The sequence below is a fragment of the Pricia antarctica genome (assembly GCF_900101815.1).
GTDB classification, from domain to species: domain Bacteria; phylum Bacteroidota; class Bacteroidia; order Flavobacteriales; family Flavobacteriaceae; genus Pricia; species Pricia antarctica.
The window spans coordinates 1-18,832 of sequence record NZ_FNAO01000010.1 but is presented as its reverse complement, the minus strand read 5'-3'; the positions used below and the strand labels follow the sequence as shown (position 1 = coordinate 18,832).

Here is an 18,832-nt window from a genome sequence, read left to right as displayed (position 1 = left end):
ATTTTTTTATTTTTTAAAAAGTTACTTGAAGTCCTACCAGATACGTTTTCGGTTGTGGATACTCCCCTCTGTCTATTCCATATTCAAATAAATCCCCATTTCCAACTTCTGGATCCAAACCTGAATAGTCTGTAATGGTAATGAGGTTTTGACCACTGACATATATCCTAAATTTAGAAATTATATCTTTTCCAAAAGCATCGCCTGGCAACGTATACCCTATGGTCAGATTTTTAAGCCTTCCATAAGAGCCATCTTCTACGAAACGATCGGATAATTGAATGTTTTGTGGTGCTCCACCGGCCCTAGGCACCGTATTTGAAGGATTACTGGGCGTCCATCTGTCCAATACCGCAACACCGGAATTAAATAATCTCGGCATACCTTCTAAATCATAAATGTTGGTGTTGTACAAATCCCTACCGATCAAACCTGTAAAAAATAAATTAAAATCAAAATTTTTGTATTCTGCATCCAAATTAAGACCGAAAGTAAGCTCCGGAAGGGGGTTACCAATGATTGCCCTATCGTCTGAATTGATAGTTCCATCATTGTTCAAATCCTTGAACCTGATATCTCCTGCCTGAACGGTTGTTTGTCCAGGATCAGCCGTAAAAACAGCATCTACTTCAGCTTGGTTCTGATAAATACCATCTGTTACCAAACCATAGAAATGGAATAAAGATTCTCCTTCAGCGACCCGTGTAATCTGTTGAGCCTCAAAATCTCCTCCTATCAACTGCTCTACGCCACCTAGTGCCAAAGCTTTGTTTTTACTAGTGGAGAGGTTTAGATTACCCGACCAAGTAAAATCTCCCTCATAATCATTGAAACCAAGACTTAATTCAAATCCTTTCGTTTCAACAGAACCAACGTTCCTGACCTGGCTTCCCTCATTGATCCCCGCAGAGGTTGGTGTGGGAACTCTTATCAAAAGATCATCACTTCTGTTTTCATAATATTCTAGAGCTGCAGTAAACTTGTTATCAAATAATCCAAGATCCAAGCCAATGTTCTGTTGTTTGGTCTCTTCCCATTTCAAATCAGGATTTGCCAGACCAAAAGCAGTAGTGCCAACTGCTGCACTACCTCCAATGGGATATAAAAAATTATTCACCAATGTCGCACTATACAAGTAATTGGCAATTTTATCATTCCCCGAATAGCCTAAACTACCCCGCAATTTAAAAGTGCTGAACGCAGTATCTGCCATAAAGTTTTCTTTAGCAATGTTCCACCCCAAGGCATATGAAGAGAACCAGCCCCAACGGTTGTTAGCGCCGAATTTTGAAGATGCATCCCTTCTTATGGAAAATGCTGCAATGTATTTATCGTCAAAGTTGTAATTCAATCTTCCCAAATACCCAAGTCTGTTATACTCAAAAGAATTACTGTTCAAATTGGAATCCTCATTGGAAAGCTCATTGATATCATTAGAAACCGCATTTCTACTGTTAGCGTTCACCCCATTTCCTTTGCTTTCAAATTTTTCCGTCAACAGTAAAAATTCAAAATTGTGTAAATCTGCAAATGTTTTGTTGTAGGTTAGGCTATTTGTGAAAATAATAGTTTGCCCAGAAGATGAATTTTTTGTTATTGCAGCAAACGTTTGTTGGTGTGTACCGCCAAAACTATCTGTATTATAGGACGGAAGGAAACGATTACTATTAAAATTGAAGTAGTCTAGACCGACCTGACTTTTATAGGTGAGCCCCTCTATAATTTCATATTCCGCATATACATTACCGATGAGTCCAAAAGATTTATCTTGCGCCTCTCCAAATCGTAAAACTTTGACTGGATTTTCAGCATCCTGACCATCACCGGCACTGTTTGGGCCCTGAAAACCACCTAGATTATTTGGATTATAAATGGGCAAGTAGGGAGCGGATTTAATGGCGTGTTCTAAGACAGAACGACCACCGGCATCAAGCTCTGGGTTAATGTCGTTAAAATTAACGGACATGTTCTGCCCAACTTTTAATTTTCCAAAATCAAAAGAACTATTTGCCCTAAAAGAATATCGTTCAAATCCTGTTTCCAGTAAAATACCCTCTCTTTCAAAATAGCCACCCGAAATCCGGAAGTTGCTCTTTTCACCGCCACCCGAGGCAGCCATCTGATAGTTTCTGATCAATCCTGTCTTGTAAATTTCATTCTGCCAATTTGTATTTCTGCCAGAGGACGATGAAGGAGTATTCGGAACAATACCAAACGCTTCATCGGCATATTGTAAATATTGATTCGTATTTAAAAGGTCATAACGCTGGGTATTCATTTGAAACCCACTATGTAAATTCAAAGACAATTCAGTTTTCCCCGGTTTCCCTTTTTTCGTGGTGACAAGAACAACACCATTCGAACCTTGAGCCCCATACACTGCAGTAGTGGAAGCATCCTTTAAAACATTAATGCTTTCTATATCATTTTGATTAATTCCAGAGAGGTTACCTACAATAACTCCATCAACAACAAATAAAGGACTGTTGTTCCCAAAAGTACCCAAACCTCTAATGGTGATAGATGGCTCAGTGCCTGGAGCTCCAGTATTCACTACCGTAACCCCTGCTGCGCGACCTTGAAGGGCTTCGGTAGCATTTGAGACGGGTAATGCGGTAATTTCTTCGGAATTAACACTTGAGATTGCACCGGTTACCGAAGCTCTACTTTGAGAGCCATAGCCGACTACAACTACTTCGTCAAGGGCTTGTAAATCTTCCTGTAACGTTATGTCAATAGAATTTCTGCCGTTTAATGCCACTTGTTGGGCAACAAACCCTATATAACTAAAACTTAAGGAGGCATTGGAAGCAACATTTGTCAGCGTATACTTTCCATCGAAATCCGTTTGTGTGCCATTTGTTGTTCCGGAAACTACAACTGAAGCCCCAGGTAGTGGAGTGCCGCCTTCATCAGACACAACACCGGTAACGGTAGTAGCTTGCGAATAGGCAAAATGCCCCAACATTGCAACAAATACAATGAATGAAATCTTGAGTTTACTCATAATTAATTAATTTTTTAGGTAGTTATCTGTAAGCGTCGTTTTTATGAAAATTTAACATAACAAATATAAATGTAGCCCCTTAAGGGAAATAAAATATATGAAGCGATCTCTAGTAATTTTGTTGCAAAATGGATGCTATTATTGGGGATACAATATTTTTAGATTGTATTTGTTAATGAACACATTTTTTTTAAAGATAGGATTTATCAGATTGATAATGGCATTTATTGGTTTCAAATATGTAGCGTATTGTTGCAATATGTGAGTGCTTAAATACAAGTGATTTAAACTTTTTTGGATTGAAAGAAAGACTTGTTGATATTTGTGTCGTGAAACATAAGTTAATCCAGTATAACCCTTTAGGATACCCTTTTCACAGTTAGCATTAAATAATAGAACTTTTACAATTTAGACCACAATGATTTTCAAAACCCCTAGGTTATCGCTGGCTTATAGAAGCTATGATTTCAGAATAAATGAAAACTAGATGGTTTTGAATGTTACTGCCCGACATTAACCACAAACCACACATAACGCGTCATCGGGTGTTCCCCATCTGACAGGAATGACGGGTTATTTTTGAAATATAACCCAACCGGCGAATGTAATTCTTTTTCAGAATGGCAATACATCGGTTTGTTTTTAAACTTTCATCCCATTCAAATTATTTATACTTAATCTATTACCTACGTTAGCGTCGTTTATATAAACCTAGAATTCCGCCAATTCAATGTTGCCATCGTATCTGATTGTCTTCCAGGGGTACTGAAATACCTTCGTAATTCGGAATAATTCGCACTGTATAATCGCTGTCGGGTCGCTTTGAGTTCACATGGGCGTGACACCTAAATACTCCCACTTTTTGTTCCTCCCCGACCTCCATTTCTACAATCTCCGGTAGCTCTCCATTCAATCCATTTGCGAAAAGTTGAATCAAAATAGTATTCGGGTCTACAGCATTCAGGGATATTGATATATTATACTGAAAACCACCTTCGACGTGATCAATGGTGGTTTCCCCCAAAGAGATACCGTTCCATTTGTTCCTCAAATCATTTTTAGTGCTAACAATTCTCTTCCCTACACTGCCATTTTTAGTGGCTCTTTTTAGATAGTTGACGGCTGCAGGCAGGTAATACTTCTCTGTGTATTCCCGTACGGCACGGTTAGCCGAAAACCTGGGCGTTAATGTTGACATACTGTTCCGTATTTTTGCTACCCACTGCTCGGGGATTCCATCTTCATTGCGGGTATAAAATGTGGGTACGACCTCTTGTTCAAGTATCCGGTATAGTGCATCGGCCTCCATCGCATCCCAATTAGGCTCGTTACCATGTTCGTAGGTATCGCCCAATGCCCATCCTACTTCGGGAGTGTAAGCTTCGGCCCACCAACCATCCAATTCCGATAAATTGATACCTCCGTTGACAAGCACTTTCATACCACTTGTGCCACATGCCTCCCAAGGGCGCCTAGGGGTGTTGACCCATACATCTGCACCTTGTACTAGATGTTCTGTCAATAACATATCGTAATCACTTAAAAAAATCACATGATGGTATAAATTATGCTGTTGGATGAACTGCACCCATTGCCGTATCAATGCTTTCCCCGATTCATCGAAAGGTGGCGATTTTCCCGCAATGATAAGCTGTACGGGGCGCTCAGGATTAGTCAATATTCGAATAAACCGTTCCGCATCGTACAAAAGCAGATTTGGCCTTTTGTAGGGGACAAAACGTCTGGCGAAACCTAAGGTCAAAGTATTTGAATCAAATAGGTTAGTTGCTATTTCGGCAACTTCGGGCCATTCCGAAGCGGCCTTCATTTGTTTTGTAAATCTTTGCCTTGTATAATCCACCAATTTGGCTCGGGAATTATTTCGAAGTAGCCACAGGTCAGCATCGGAAACCCCTGAAATATCTCCTACGGTTTCGAGATTTCCGCGCCATCGCTCTTTTCCACAGGACTCCGTCCAGATTTTATCTGCGAATTCGGAATCCCAGCTTGGCATATGAACACCATTGGTAACCGAACCTATCGGTAATTCATTTTTGGGCCAACGTGGAAATAAACTCGCAAAAAGTTGGCGGCTGACTTCCCCGTGCAAAAGACTTACCCCGTTCACAGCGCCGCTTCCCCGAATGGCCAAAAAAGCCATATTGAACCTTTCTGAGGAATTATAAGGATTCTCCCTACCCAGCGCTAGTAGATCATTAAAATCAATGTTCAGATCATTCTTGGCATAAGCGCCAAAAAACTGCCACATCAAAGAAGGGTCAAAATGATCGAAACCTGCCCCAACAGCGGTATGGGTCGTAAATATATTGCCTGCCCTTGTACAAGCTAGTGCTTCCTCAAAAGATGTTCCTTTTGCCTTCATAAAATTACTGGCGCGCTCCAATACCAGAAATGCGGCATGGCCTTCGTTCATATGGTAAACTTCAGGTTCTATTTGTAACGCTTGGAGCAATTTACATCCCCCGATTCCTAATATAATTTCCTGTTGAATACGAAGGTCGGATCCTCCGCCATATGTTTCACTTGTTATGCCCCTATGAACAGGATTGTTGGCAGGATCGTTACTGTCCATCAGGTAAAGCCTTACACGACCCACCTGTACCTGCCAAGTACGCAGCCAAACGGTATGTCCGGATAAGTCTATTGCCAATCTTAGCCACTCGCCATTGGGCAAGCGCAATGGGCTTATGGGTAGTTGGCCCGGATCGTTGTATGGAAAAAGTGCCTGTTGGGTGCCATATCGATCTATGACCTGTCTAAAATAACCTTGTTGGTAGAGCAATCCCAAGGCTACTACAGGTACCCCTAGGTCGCTGGCCGATTTTAATTGATCGCCGGCAACATTTCCCAACCCACCTACATAGATAGGTAGCGCCTCGCTGAGCATGAACTCCATGCTAAAATATGCCATGCAGCTCAGTGGTGCATTCGGATGTGCCTTTTGAAACCATGCGGGCTCAGAAATTGATTTTTCCTTCAACTTTATCATTTCGTCCATTTTTTTTCTAAAAACGGGATCGTCCATTTGCTTTTTAAGCTGGTCACGGGATACGTTCTGCAAAACGACCCAGGGGTTATGTGTTTCCATCCACAAATCTGGATCTAGCTTGTACCAGATTTCATCTACGGCATGGTTCCAAGACCATCGCAGGTCAAGGGCGAGCTCCGCAAGGGTATCGACCCCTTCGATGTCGGTCGGCAAGAAACCATATATTTGATTGTTGATAATGGATGCTTTCATTTATTATTTTTTAGATACTTAAACTTGTGTATTTTTCGAACGCTTTTTTCTTGCTGATGTTGTTTTAGTTTTATCCTGGAGTCTTATCTGAAAATCTGAAAGCACGTTTATGTATTTCATAAACGCTTCATAGGGCCCTTCGCAGGGGTTGTGCCAATTGCTGCCTGCTTCACTTTTATTGTTCATATATAGAAAATGATCAGCTGATTGCAGGTAGGTCCAATCTTTGAGCTATAACTTATCCTGGTTCTTTGTATGTCCTCTTGCATACGGTAGATTGTGTCAAAGTCCACTCTAAGTTCGTTTTTTACCTCGACCCCCCCAGGGGCGTTTAAAGAGGCTCTTCTGGAACTGACTAAAAAGTAATCGATGCGCCAACCAGTATTTCGTTCACGCGCTTTGAACCGATAGCGCTAAAAGATGTAGGTTATGGCGTTGGGGTTGTTGCAGTCACTATTTTTTTCCTTTGAGTGCTTTTAATAGTAATTGGGCCGCTGCCTCTGAGGAGCCCGGATTTTGACCTGTAATTAATAACCCGTCTTGTTTTACATAAGAAGCCCAATCAGCTCCTTTGGTATAATGAGCACCATGCTTTGTGAGTTCATCTTCCAGTAAAAAGGGCACCACGTCTGTTAATTGAACTGCTTCTTCTTCTGTATTTGAAAAACCCGTTATCTGTTTGCCTTTTACAAGTGGTTCTCCGTTGACCGCTTTTACGTTAACCAACGCTGCAGGTGCATGACATACAAAAGCGATTGGCTTTTGATGAGTATAAAATGCTTCAATTAATTTGATAGATGTTTTATCAATTGCTAAATCCCATAAGGGCCCATGTCCACCAGGATAAAAAACTGCATCAAAATCATCTTCCTTTATATCGCTGAGCTTAAAGGAATGTGCTACTTTGTCAATTGCAACATTGTCTTTATAAAATCGTTCTGTGAAAGGCGTTTGAGCATCTTTCGATTCGCTTTTTGGATCTACAGGTGGCTGGCCGCCTTTCGGGGATGCAATCGTTATTTCTGCGCCACTATCAGACAATACATAATAAGGCGATGCGAATTCTTCGATCCAAAAACCGGTTTTTTCTCCTGTAGTCCCCAATGTGTTGTGGGATGTTAATACTATTAGTACTTTCATTTTATTAAATTTTCACAATTATTTTTTTCTTGATTTTTGTACTCAAATCAATCATTTGATTAGAAAAATCCAGAAACATCAAATGAGTCACTTTCTACATAAATCTTGAAAGAAAACGGTAAAATTCTTTTTTCAAATCGCCGTAAATCTTTCTTTGTGTTTCCATACGCTCCCTAAAGGCTATATGGTTTTTCGCCAATAGTACATTAATGACATCTTCACCCTTTTCATTATGAGCCGCCATATTGGTCTCGTGTACATTAATATCGTGTTGCAAGGTGTCAATAACTTCACCGTGACGAATAAATTGATTTTGAAAATGTTCTAACTGCGCCAATACATCTTTGTTTGTCCAGCGTATAACAAGTTCCTCCAAACGGTTATTAAATGTTTTTAATTCGTCTTCCCAAAATAAGAGCTCACTTCGCCATTGCGTATGCTCAAAATGCAGGTCTGAATTATTGATGATTTCTTTTTTCATAAGGGGTATTTTAAGGTCAAATGTGTTTATTTATTCTTTTCTAAAGCTAAAAATTGATTTAACGCCTCCAAAGCTTCACAGCCATACGTGACCGAAGCTCCGCCGCCCATCATCATCGCTACGCCGATGGCCTCTGTAACTTCTCCGGGGTAGCGCTCGCTCAAGGAGTCGTGAACGTGGAAGGCCATAGTATTGAACATCCCAATTTTACATTTTATACAAAGGTGTGGGCCACAACAAATTCGAAAAAACCATTTGACAGTTACGCTCTTTAGCATCTAGAGTTAAATAACCGTTTTAACTACATATGGCGTTTATTTTCGCTGTATAAATACCTCCTCAAACCGATTAAGCCTTGTAATATTTATCCATATTAATAGCCTATCGATTTTTATTGCGTTACCTTCTTTCTGGTAGAAATCCCAAAAGGAAGATACAGGGGACAAACACTAATGAAACTGGTCACAATAAATATCCCAGCTATTACTAAAAGTATGGTGGCTACCGTTCCGGAAATATAATCTGCGTAGTATAAAGCTGCAATTATTACTGCCGCAAGAATTCTCACCACTTTGTCTGTTGATCCCATGTTTCTTTTCATCGTGTTTAATTTTAAATTAATAATGGATTTAGTTATATTAGAGTGTGATCGCCAATAAGTTCGGATAATGGCATTCCCCAACTTGGTACTTTTCCGCCAAGGGTATAATACATGTTTTTGAATCCCATTTTTAAAACATATGGTGTGTATCCCATTTTAAGAATGCTAATATCGCCTCCCCACCATTCGTTGGTGTGCATATAGAACCCTTTGTGATTGCCCATATCACCAAAACATAAAACCATTGGCGATAATGGTTTGATTTCGCTTTTATCTTCAGTATTCAAAACTTCAGAGGCAATAACTTTTGCAGCAATTTCTGCTTCCATATGACCTAAAGAACCTAATTTTGGAACTGTTACCGCTGCTGCATCTCCCACTGCAAAAATTTCAGGATAGTCTGGATTTCGCATATAAAAATCGGTAATCACAAAACCTTGGTCATCGGTAAAAGGTTGGTTTTTTAAAAAATGATGCGGCTCCCAATTAGGAAAAATAATTTTTAATTCTGCTTCTAAACTGCTTCCGTCTTTAAACTCTATGGCATCCTTAGTCAGTTTTTTAATACCAATGGTGTTGTTTTTATAGCCATAACCCATTTTGGTTACCATGGGCAGTAATTGATCTAATATTTTCTTGCCAGCGTCTTCTGCTATTACTTCGGCAGGTGTAAATAATGTTATTTTTTTTGCATCGCCTAATTTATGGTGTTCTAACCAATCGGCTAAAGAAAAGGCAAGTTCTACGGGTGGTCCTTCACAGGCTGCCAGTGCAGTTGGTATTTTTGGTAATTTAGGACTTTGACCCTGTATAAAGCGATCTGAACCTATTACAATTGGTCCACCTTTGTAATCGTTATGTAAAAACTTACGGATTTTATTACCGTAGTACGTGTCTGAAAATGTGTGTCCATATTCAGCGAAACCTTCAATTTTGTCAAATGATAACTTACACCCTACAGCTACAACCAAATAATCATAGCTAATAGATTCTTTTGCAGAACCATTTCTTTCGTTGGGTGTGAAATATACTTTTTTGTTCGCGGCATCAATTTCTTCTATTTCAGCTTGAATAAATGAAGTACCATCTTTTTTCAAAAATTTTAAAAATGAAAATTCTAAATTATCCGCAGGATCGTTATTATTGAATACCTCAATAGGAATATTGGGTATAAAATTCACATAATTCTTTCGATCTATTACGGTAATCTTAATAGCGTCTTTAGCCTCGTGGTGCAAGTATCTTGCTACTGTTAGTCCTGCAAAATTGCATCCTAGAACCAGTACGTTTGGTTTTGCTTTCATTTTCATTTCTTTTTATTCATCATCTTCATACAGGATTGCATGCACTCATTGCTCATCATGCCATTTTTGTGCATTTGCATCATCCCATTCATGCTTGTACTATCATTCATCATTTGCTGCATCATCGCATGTTTCATACCTTTATGTCCCATCATGTTATGTATCATATTTTTCATTAGGGTACTATCGTTCATCATTATTTCCATACCTCCACCTTGCATCATTTGCATGGCATTTTCGTTGGTTTGCATTTCTCCCATGAATGCTGTCATGTAATCCTTATTGTCTTCTAATGCTTTAAAAATTGCGTTTCTTGTTTCTACATTTTGAAGTAAAACGTTTACATCGGGATTCTGATTACAGCCATTCAATATCAACATAAATAGTATTGTAAATGCTATTGCTGATTTTTTCATTTTCAAATTCTTTCAATTAAAATGTTCAATCAAAGTTAAATGAAGTGATAGCGGTCCAAAATGACCTATGTCAGTTAGCAATAGCAGATTTTGTCAAGGATTACTCCCTTTTTAATATATTTCAAAAAGCAATTCTGGCATTTAAAACAGAACTAAGACATATATAATATCCCTAGCCATACGGGAATGAATAGGTTTACCGGTAATTTTCTTTTGGGGAATATTTAATGACCTTGAAATACTAATTTCACTTTTTTGGAGTACCATATTTCTTTACTAAATCTTCCAGATAATCCAGTTGTAACTCTTGAATGTCGAGCAATCTTTGATTTTGATGAATCATAAGATGATCCAATTTCTCGTGCAATAATCGGATTTCTAGTTCGGCCTTTAAATTCACCTGATAGTCATGTTCACTTCTTGAACGGTCTTTCTGTTCCTTTCTGTTTTGGCTCATCATGATGATAGGTGCTTGAATCGCTGCCAAACAAGATAGAATCAAATTGAGTAAGATGAAGGGGTAGGGGTCAAAAGGTTTGGTGGCCAGTAACCAAATGTTGACAATCATCCATACAAACAAGAATGAAAAGAAAATTATAATGAACGTCCAACTACCGCCGAAGCTGGCTATCTTATCTGCCAATTTTTGACCCACGGTGAGTTCCGATGCCATTTCGGGTTCAATATTCTCAGACAGCAATTGATTGTTTTCTATAGCCTTATGGACTTCTTTATCCAGTTTGGACAAATCTTTATGTTCTGTTTTTATCAGACCTTCCAAATACTTTTTCCTGTAATGACTTAAAGCATCCCTTGAAATGAATTTATCCGTTGTAAATCCGGGATGTTCCTGTTTGATCAATTTTACGACTTGGGTGGTAATAGAGGTGCCGGCCACCAATTCATCCAATGGCATTTCCTTATTTGTGATAAAGCAGATTTCTTTTTCCATGATAAAATGAGTTGCTATATTTTATGGTAGACTTTGTAGGCGCGTAAGGTATGAACTACCACCAAACATACCGAAATTAGAATATAGAGTAAAGATATATATGGAATTTTCACAAACGTCTTATTACCAACAAAACCAATTCCTACAAACCAGATTAGCGTCGTGTAAGCAGGTGCGATAAACCCAAATACACTCTTGCTCCAATCTAATTCTGGAAAATACCTTTGCAAGAGCCATGATAAAAAATATAGCACTAGTCCTACCATATAAAGAGCAAGTCCAGTTAACTGTAGTTTTGTGTTCAGCGAAAAGCGCATAACAAGCGGTAGTGAGAATACCGCTACTCTTAAGATTTTTTCAATCTGCCCTATGGTTTTTGGAATATCTGACCAGAAAACCTCTGGGCTATAGGTATGGGGTAAAGATTTAATTGCCCAACTTTTGGGATGGAGACTTTTACTTCATTGTCGCCCGATTTTATTTTTTGAAGTACAAGGTAAGGGGCCTTGGTTTTTCTCGCTTCATCTGACACCCATTGCTTGCTTTCCGCATCCGGACCAATGAGCACTGGATGATCAACATTTTGCAAAATCCATTCGGAAATTTCCTTACCTGCAAGAATGACAATATTCGGAATCTGGTACACCTGTGAAAGTGAACTTATTCTATGAAGATGGGGGTCAATGGTTATGATGCTATCGACAGACTGGGAAATGAGTTTGCCAAAATACAGTGCAGTGATCCCTTCACCCTGGTTAAAGGCTTTGTCTTGCCTCATATAGGCCAGATAAGGTACCGCCAAACATACAATTTTAGCACCCAAAGACTTGGCCGTTTGGCATAAAAAGTAAAGTAGCAGAAACTGTTCATCGGGTCGGTAAAGGGTACAGACCAATACAACAGATTTGTCCTTGATATGGGAATGAATCCGAATATAAGACTCTCCGTCCGGGAACTTTCGACAAGTGGCCTTTCCCTTTTGGGCACCCATTTTTAGGGCCAATCGGTCACTCAATTTTTCATTTCCCTGTAGACTAAAAAAAACTAAGTTTTTCATTCTATCTAGATTATGGTCATCACATCTTTATGAGCCTTCAAATAGTCCATCGCATAGATTAGTTCTCCCTCCGCTTCGGCATAGACCGTATATAAAAGGTGGCCTTTCTTTAAGGTTTCGCCCAAATGAACATTCAATAGTATTCCTGCCGCCTTGAATTCGGGCGCTCCGGACAATTTGGCCAACTTTGCAATTTTCCTATCGTCTATTCGCACGAGCGTATCCTTATTTTCCGAACGTACTTTGTCGCTATATGCAGCGATCTTAGATTCTGTAAATCTTCCTTGGGCTTTACAAATGGCCATGAATTTTTTGTAAACCTTGCCAGATTCCAAGAGTTCCCGAGCGGTCTCATTTCCATTTCCTTCGGCAACTTTTCCCGAAAATATCAATAGTCTCCCCGCAAGCAGTAAGGCCCTTTCCTTTAGGTCTACCGGAGCTTTTGTATCCCCACGTAAAATATGCAACACTTCTATCGCTTCCAATACGGGCCCAATGCCATTTCCAACTGGTTGTGTACCATCGGTTATGACCACCGATGTTTTTAGACCTATTTTTTCACCCACTACTTCGATGTGTTCTTTTAGCTTTTCAGCGGTTTCCTTACTGCGCACTTTTTAGGTCTCCCCAACTGGCATATCTATGATGACATGGTTTGAACCTGCCGCCGCTTTCTTGGATAAGACCGATGCGATAAGTTGTCCTTCACTATCAATATCCAAGGCTTTTTCAACCTTTATCAGGATATCATCCGCAGGGGACAAACGTTCCGCGTCGCCACATACAAAGCATCCGTCTTCTTTGTTGAAGACCCTCTTTATTTGTTCCGAGGAAAGTATTACATCCGTTGCAATTTCATTGATATCCATCCTATCGCTCGCTCATGCCGTAATAAAGGCTGATAAATGAATATTGGAATAATCTCCTTTGACTATGTCTGTGATGATTTCTTGATAAGCGGTGTAATCTAACTTATGGTTATAAATTTTGACCCTTAGGTTTTCTAAAGTCCCTCTCTTTTTGTTCGGAATTTCCGTTTTAAGTTTGATGACAAAAAACCAAGCGACCGAAGAAGAATTGACCGCGTGCGTTTAGCTGCCCACACTTTTCGGGATTTTCCGAATTTAGAATAGCCAAATTCTATTATGAATCGACGATTTTCAAAACCCCTTCATTGCTTTCGGTAAAGGCTTTGCTTGCCCGTAAAACAACTTCCATCGCCTCCATGTCGTTTCCCAAAAGCGTATGGCTAAATGCTTGGGCGCGTTCCAACATTCTGATATAGACTTTAGGGTCGTTGTCTGTTGTCAATCTACGAAGCCCTCCTAAATAATCTTCACGATAAACGGTGGGGACAATTATTTTAGTCTGATCGGCGGTCGATAGTTCGGCGTTCATCATGACGCGCGCGATACGGCCATTGCCATCCAAAAAAGGATGTACTTCGCTTACGACGAACATCATATAGGCCGCTTTAGCAAAAGGATGTGTCAATGCCTTATAAAAGTCAAAGCTTTGTAACAATGTGCCTCGTACCAGTTCCATATCCACGAAGGAAGTATACCCTGCCTGATTGTTCTTGTCCTTGAATTTTCCTGGTTTTTTATCGGTGCGCGCGCTGAGTAGGATAGCATGGCGATACTGAAGAATTTCCAAAAAATTCTCAGCGGAGTACGAAACTATTTTCATTTCCCGCTTGTTAGAAACCAATTGATATGTTCCCAGCACATCATGGGAATCTTCGTTTCGTGCAGGTAAGGGCTGTTGCGTAGCGATTACTTGCTTTGCTTCATTGATTTCAAAAACCGTTCCTTCGATATAGTTGGAAAAGTAACTTTCATAGAACCCAAAATTCCGATAGGCTTCCGTACTCGTATTCTGTTCCTCACGGTATCTGAACTCTTGTTGTTTCAGCTCCCGAAAAAGCAGCTCGAATAATTGTATACGGGCCGGGTCGAACGGATTGCCGATTGCCCGTGCTGTCGCTAGGGGAGATTTCAATTCTTTTGCCGGTCGAATGGTCAAAAGGGCACTTATGATTTTGTTAAGCTTTTCGAACTCCTTTTCCATTCCTAGTTCTTTGGAAATATCCCTTGCACGATCGCGTACCTGGTTGAGTTCCGCTTCTCCATTTACGCGCACTATCTTTTCCAGTTTTTCCTCAATCTGGGGATAGGCAAGGGTTTTGGAATCGGCACCGGTCTGTCGTGAAACCTGTAGGTTTTCGAGCAAGGCGCGTTCCCGTTGCGAAACCATTAAAGCCCCCGAGAAAGAAGTGTCGCCCTCGATTGCTTTTGAGCCTTCCATAAAACGTATGGTTATACCCGGAAGCTGTATTTTTTTAGTGTATTTATAGGTCACGAAGATTTGGTCGTTTGCCGTTGGAGCGAACTCGAAAGCGGATCGATGGCTTAAAATAGCCTGTGGATATAAATTCCCAAGAATTGGAAATAGATTACGGCGTATAATAGCTGCCGGAGTTTCCTGAAGGTTCGAGGTATAGATTCTTGGGGCAATTTTGCGTACGATACCTTCGTCCTCCCATTTCGATATCCTACGGGAAGTTACCGAGTCCGGCGAACCATAGATGATCTCTTGCAGATGTAAAGGCGTATTTTTTTCCACTATAACTAAATTAAAAGCAAAATTGCAAAATATTTTCTAATATAATTTGTTTTAAGTAAAATATTTTCTATTATAATTCTTTTTGTGGTTTTCCAATTAAACCCTAACCCCTTCTTTTGAGCAAAATACTTTCCAGCATAGCCTGCTTTTTGAAAAATGTTTTCCATTAAAAGCATATGAGATTACAATTTGCGATACCTAATCAGACAACTGGTCTGGTCGAACTTGTGCCAGTCTTTCTTTTTTTTTGTCTAAAGTTCCCATCTTAAGCGTCATCATCGCGCAATTCCTTTTCATGTAGTTTCATGTGTTTTCAAATTCGGAAATACCCGAAACCTTTTACTATATTGGTGCAATTATGAACGTAATCTGTATCGAGGAAGACGCTTTTCACACCCTAATAGATGGGGTAATAAAGTATGTCAAATCCCAAATGGAATCAGTTATCCGAGATAAGTGGGTCGGCAAAAAGGAAGCGATGCGGTTGCTAAGGATAAAATCGCCTACCACCTTACAGAAATTGCGGGACGAAGGCAAAATCAGATTCTCAAAGCCCGAAAGAAAGCACATCGTCTATGACCGGGACTCCATCAACGAATATCTTGAGGCACACGCCATAGAGACTTTTGATGACAAGTAATATCTTCTTTTTACGACCGGATTTCAAAATCTTCGTACCATACCCTTTCCCCATTCTATTCCAGTACAGACCCCAAAAAAATAGGTCTATCCCTAAGGAAAACAGCACTATAAATCTTAGAGTTGGCTATCGATGTGTTCGGCCATGTTCCTGCGGAAGTCGAAAAACCTCCGCCTCCATTCCTCCCGAGCGGGCGACCTTCGCCCGCCCGCTTTCGGTCGTCTTTCCGGCTACGTTTTTCGACCCCCTCGGAACCGCTCAAAACGCAAGCGGCGGAAATGCCGCTTGCCCTTTTTCTCCCCCTACCCACAAAAAAAATGATATTTCCATGATTCCTTAACACCAAATAGGACCAGATAAATATCCTATTTGTATCCATATAGTCTCACATGGTCCCATATGGTGTTAAGACTTAAAATGCTGATAATAAGTTATTTATATTCAAATATGATTACCTATATTTATCCGTGAAACGGATAGCAAGCTTGATTCTAAGTTACTTAGAATTGTCTACTTCTGGCGAAGTGTTTTGCTTAAAAAGCAACGTAAATGGAACAACGGAAAAGAGGCCGAAAACGATTGGGAAACAAGAAGCGGTACCATAACGTAATGCTGCGGTTCAACAATACGGACTACGAAAGATTGGGAAAAATCTGCGAATCCTTTGATCTGGATATTTCCGAAAGGGGAGTTATAAGTCCCCTTCTAAGAAGATTGGTGTTGAACAAGGAATCCGAAGAAAAGGACAGGCTCCCCGACCCCTCGAACCTTGCCTACAACATCAACAGGATCGGCAATAACATCAACCAACTGGTCAAGATCGCACACCATAAGAACCTTAGAAGTCCGAACAGCAGTTTGGAGAACGAGATACTAAAAACGAACGAACTGCTGAACGCGCTCATAAAGATTATGATGGAAGAACGATCAATATGATAGGACAGCTAGTTTATGGCGAAACCTGTAGGGGGACATTGAACTATGTCTTCGGGAAGGAAGGTATGCGGATACTCGGTTACGGCAATACATTTTCCCAAGGCATATCGCCAAAGTTCTTCGGCAGCGTACTGCATTTTCAGGGACAGCGCAACGCCACCAATAACCGCTATGCCCATATCAGCCTGAACCTTCCGCACGGGGAACACCTTGATGACGGTACTTTCCTAAAAATCTCCAAAGAATATATGGACAACATGGGTTATGGGGAACAGCCCTATGTCGTGGTCAGGCATACCGACACCAAACACGAGCACGTCCATATAGTAACGACCAACGTAAAGGAAGATGGAAAAGTGCTCGGAATCTTTAACAGTTACCGCAGGAACATCGCAACGCACCAACATCTCGAAAAAAAGTATGGCCTAGCCCCATCCCCATCGCCAAAAACAAAACAGGAAAGGCAACTCCCCTTATACAGGTTGCCCGAACTACAGTTCGGTATGGAGGCCACCCAAGGCACGAAGTTTTATCTACAGGATGTGCTGAACGGCATCAACCAAAAATACAAGGTGAGGAGTTTCGAAGAACTGGCAAAACTGGTCAGGCCCTATCATATCGAACTGAGAACCACCAAGAACGAAACGGGTAGAATCGGTGTTGCCTACGGTTTGAACAACCAAAAAGGTTACCGAACCCGGTTCATCAACGGTTCGACCGTACACCGAGGGTTGAGCGGCCCCAAACTGCAAAAGGTCTTCGATACACATTCCAAATCGAAGTTGTTGCCGATGCACCGGAAACGCCTGTTGAAACAAATAGAGACTACCTACGCCCTTTTCAAGACTATCCGTCCGCACGACCTTGAGGAAGTCCTAAAGGAGTATCAGGACATCGATATAAAACTGGACAAAAAAGAGGATACCATCTTGGGATACACGATTTATGACAAATCGAGATATGTGTTCCGGGAAAGGGAGCTAAGCCCGATAATCCGGATGCAAAACCGTTTGGACATTTTCAGCAATGGCGACCGACCCACGGAAATCGATACCGAAAGTAAGCAGTTCAAACTCGAGATCCAAAAAATGATAAGAGAGGCATTCCGGACATCCTATCTGAAATCCCCCAAACAGGATGGACTGCTTTCGGAACATATCAGGACCAAAAACCTCGGGGATATTCTCACTGACCTAACGGCATCCAAAAACTATTTATTTCTTGACCGTTATATCCAAAATAACCGAAAAGTACTGTTCAGGGAAACAATCAAAAAACAATTCCCTATTGTAAAGGAACGGCTGTACCAACTGGAAATCAGAAAGGAAAAGGAAACCTTGGAAAATAAATTCAAACTCATCCGCGACGTATTGAAAAAAGATGTTTTCAATGTCGGCACGAAACAGGGGAGCGTCCGTCTTTTGTTCCAATCATTGGGGGTGAAGTATCATGATAACCAATTGTCCTTTGCCCAATCGCACAAGCATACCGTACCCGTAAAGTTGGACAAACTGCCTTTTCCCGACGCCATGGAGAGCTATGTGTCCTCGGGTTTCGTGCGTCAAAACCATTTGATGCTGGAAATGTTGACAGAACAGTCTTCCGAAAATAGTCCCAAGCTAACGGCATCGGCCATTTTCCTGCCGATGATTTTTCCTAAGCTCTACGAAAAAATGAACGCTGTTTACAAAAAACAATATGAAAGTGTCGCCTTGGGTTCCTACGTAAAAAATGCCGAGCGGATGCACACCCCCTTTGAAAAATCCGCGAAGGACTATATCGCCTTATTTAATGCTAAGGGGTTCTATTTTGTAAAAGGGGAGGAGGGCTTCGAGGTCAAATCCATCTACACGGACAACAAAACAAGTTGCCCGTTACCAAAAAGGACGAGCCAATATTTGGGTTCAATTCCCGATGTAACAACAACATTAAAGAAACAATACCCCGTCATCAACAACCTTGCTGAACAGGGCAGGAACAACCTTAAAAACCTATGGGTAGGACATTTAATGGAAAGAGGGATGTACGACAAGGTGGCGTTTATGTTGACCAATGAAAAAGCCTATCCGAACCTACATAAGGAGATGGTGCAACACCACATGGACAATGGGCTTCGGAAAAGTATTGTTGAAGTATCCGAACGAAGAACTAGCATCCAACAAAACCGCTTGCTGCGGAAAGGCGTGTATGCCGTCAGTGCTTTATTAGGGAGTAGCCGCAAGAAGTCAGAAGAGGTCTATAATGGGTTCAAGGACGAGTTTACGGATTGGTCGAAATACAAGGGTAGGGGACTTTCGATATAAATCCAAATTAGGGGAGAGTGTAAACTGAACTCTGTCTGAAATAAATTTTAATCATTAATTTTATTCAGACAGAACCATGAGAAAAGAAGAACAAACGGAATTCGAGAA

Annotated in this window: 17 protein-coding genes; 3 read left to right on the top strand and 14 right to left on the bottom strand. The window is 40.7% G+C overall.

All coding sequences use genetic code 11. The features are described from left to right. Positions 1–13 precede the first annotated feature (13 nt). The 14 genes from BLT07_RS18155 to BLT07_RS21095 all read right to left on the bottom strand — a co-directional run bounded on the left by BLT07_RS18155 (position 14) and on the right by BLT07_RS21095 (position 15,021). On the bottom strand, positions 14–3,007 hold the full coding sequence (locus tag BLT07_RS18155) for a SusC/RagA family TonB-linked outer membrane protein (protein ID WP_091873133.1): 2,994 nt from the start codon (positions 3,005–3,007) through the stop codon (positions 14–16). A gap of 727 nt (positions 3,008–3,734) precedes the next feature. After that, positions 3,735–6,269: an alpha-glucan family phosphorylase gene (gene glgP / locus BLT07_RS18150; RefSeq protein ID WP_091873129.1), complete on the bottom strand. Its 2,535-nt coding sequence runs from the start codon at positions 6,267–6,269 to the stop codon at positions 3,735–3,737. 453 nt (positions 6,270–6,722) lie between these two features. Then, positions 6,723–7,409: a type 1 glutamine amidotransferase domain-containing protein gene (locus BLT07_RS18145; RefSeq protein ID WP_091873126.1), complete on the bottom strand. Its 687-nt coding sequence runs from the start codon at positions 7,407–7,409 to the stop codon at positions 6,723–6,725. 94 nt (positions 7,410–7,503) lie between these two features. Further along, positions 7,504–7,890: a hypothetical protein gene (locus BLT07_RS18140; RefSeq protein ID WP_091873123.1), complete on the bottom strand. Its 387-nt coding sequence runs from the start codon at positions 7,888–7,890 to the stop codon at positions 7,504–7,506. A gap of 26 nt (positions 7,891–7,916) precedes the next feature. After that, a complete protein-coding gene (locus tag BLT07_RS21100) occupies positions 7,917–8,090 on the bottom strand; it encodes a hypothetical protein (protein WP_175455362.1) in 174 nt (57 codons plus the stop codon). Positions 8,091–8,281: 191 nt separating this feature from the next. Beyond that, positions 8,282–8,491 carry a YgaP family membrane protein gene (locus BLT07_RS18135; protein WP_091873119.1) on the bottom strand — a complete coding sequence of 70 codons (210 nt, stop codon included), beginning with the start codon at positions 8,489–8,491 and terminating at the stop codon, positions 8,282–8,284. Positions 8,492–8,523: 32 nt separating this feature from the next. Further along, positions 8,524–9,795: an NAD(P)/FAD-dependent oxidoreductase gene (locus BLT07_RS18130; protein WP_091873115.1), complete on the bottom strand. Its 1,272-nt coding sequence runs from the start codon at positions 9,793–9,795 to the stop codon at positions 8,524–8,526. A 2-nt stretch (positions 9,796–9,797) separates the two neighbouring features. Continuing rightward, on the bottom strand, positions 9,798–10,211 hold the full coding sequence (locus BLT07_RS18125) for a hypothetical protein (protein WP_091873110.1): 414 nt from the start codon (positions 10,209–10,211) through the stop codon (positions 9,798–9,800). A gap of 247 nt (positions 10,212–10,458) precedes the next feature. Next, positions 10,459–11,163 (bottom strand): DUF1003 domain-containing protein, encoded by a 705-nt coding sequence (locus tag BLT07_RS18120; RefSeq protein WP_091873105.1) that lies wholly within the window; start codon positions 11,161–11,163, stop codon positions 10,459–10,461. A 367-nt stretch (positions 11,164–11,530) separates the two neighbouring features. Then, a complete protein-coding gene (gene prs, locus BLT07_RS18115) occupies positions 11,531–12,220 on the bottom strand; it encodes a ribose-phosphate diphosphokinase (RefSeq protein ID WP_091873101.1) in 690 nt (229 codons plus the stop codon). Positions 12,221–12,225: 5 nt separating this feature from the next. After that, entirely contained in the window at positions 12,226–12,834 is a 609-nt protein-coding gene (locus BLT07_RS21465) for a hypothetical protein (protein ID WP_245726596.1), read from the bottom strand. A 3-nt stretch (positions 12,835–12,837) separates the two neighbouring features. Further along, entirely contained in the window at positions 12,838–13,089 is a 252-nt protein-coding gene (locus BLT07_RS21460; protein ID WP_245726595.1) for a hypothetical protein, read from the bottom strand. Positions 13,090–13,363: 274 nt separating this feature from the next. After that, a complete protein-coding gene (locus tag BLT07_RS18105) occupies positions 13,364–14,845 on the bottom strand; it encodes a Fic family protein (RefSeq protein WP_091873099.1) in 1,482 nt (493 codons plus the stop codon). Between the two features lie 5 nt (positions 14,846–14,850). After that, complete coding sequence (locus tag BLT07_RS21095) at positions 14,851–15,021, bottom strand: hypothetical protein (RefSeq protein WP_175455363.1); 171 nt, start codon at positions 15,019–15,021, stop codon at positions 14,851–14,853. A gap of 182 nt (positions 15,022–15,203) precedes the next feature. Between BLT07_RS21095 and BLT07_RS18100 the strand changes: the two genes are divergently transcribed. The 3 genes from BLT07_RS18100 to BLT07_RS18085 all read left to right on the top strand — a co-directional run bounded on the left by BLT07_RS18100 (position 15,204) and on the right by BLT07_RS18085 (position 18,724). Continuing rightward, positions 15,204–15,485, top strand: coding sequence for a helix-turn-helix domain-containing protein (locus BLT07_RS18100; RefSeq protein WP_091873097.1), 282 nt, complete (start codon positions 15,204–15,206; stop codon positions 15,483–15,485). 549 nt (positions 15,486–16,034) lie between these two features. Then, complete coding sequence (locus tag BLT07_RS18090; RefSeq protein ID WP_091873089.1) at positions 16,035–16,421, top strand: hypothetical protein; 387 nt, start codon at positions 16,035–16,037, stop codon at positions 16,419–16,421. Further along, a complete protein-coding gene (locus BLT07_RS18085; RefSeq protein ID WP_091873086.1) occupies positions 16,418–18,724 on the top strand; it encodes a relaxase/mobilization nuclease domain-containing protein in 2,307 nt (768 codons plus the stop codon). The genes BLT07_RS18090 and BLT07_RS18085 overlap by 4 nt, the downstream gene beginning before the upstream one ends. Positions 18,725–18,832 lie beyond the last annotated feature (108 nt).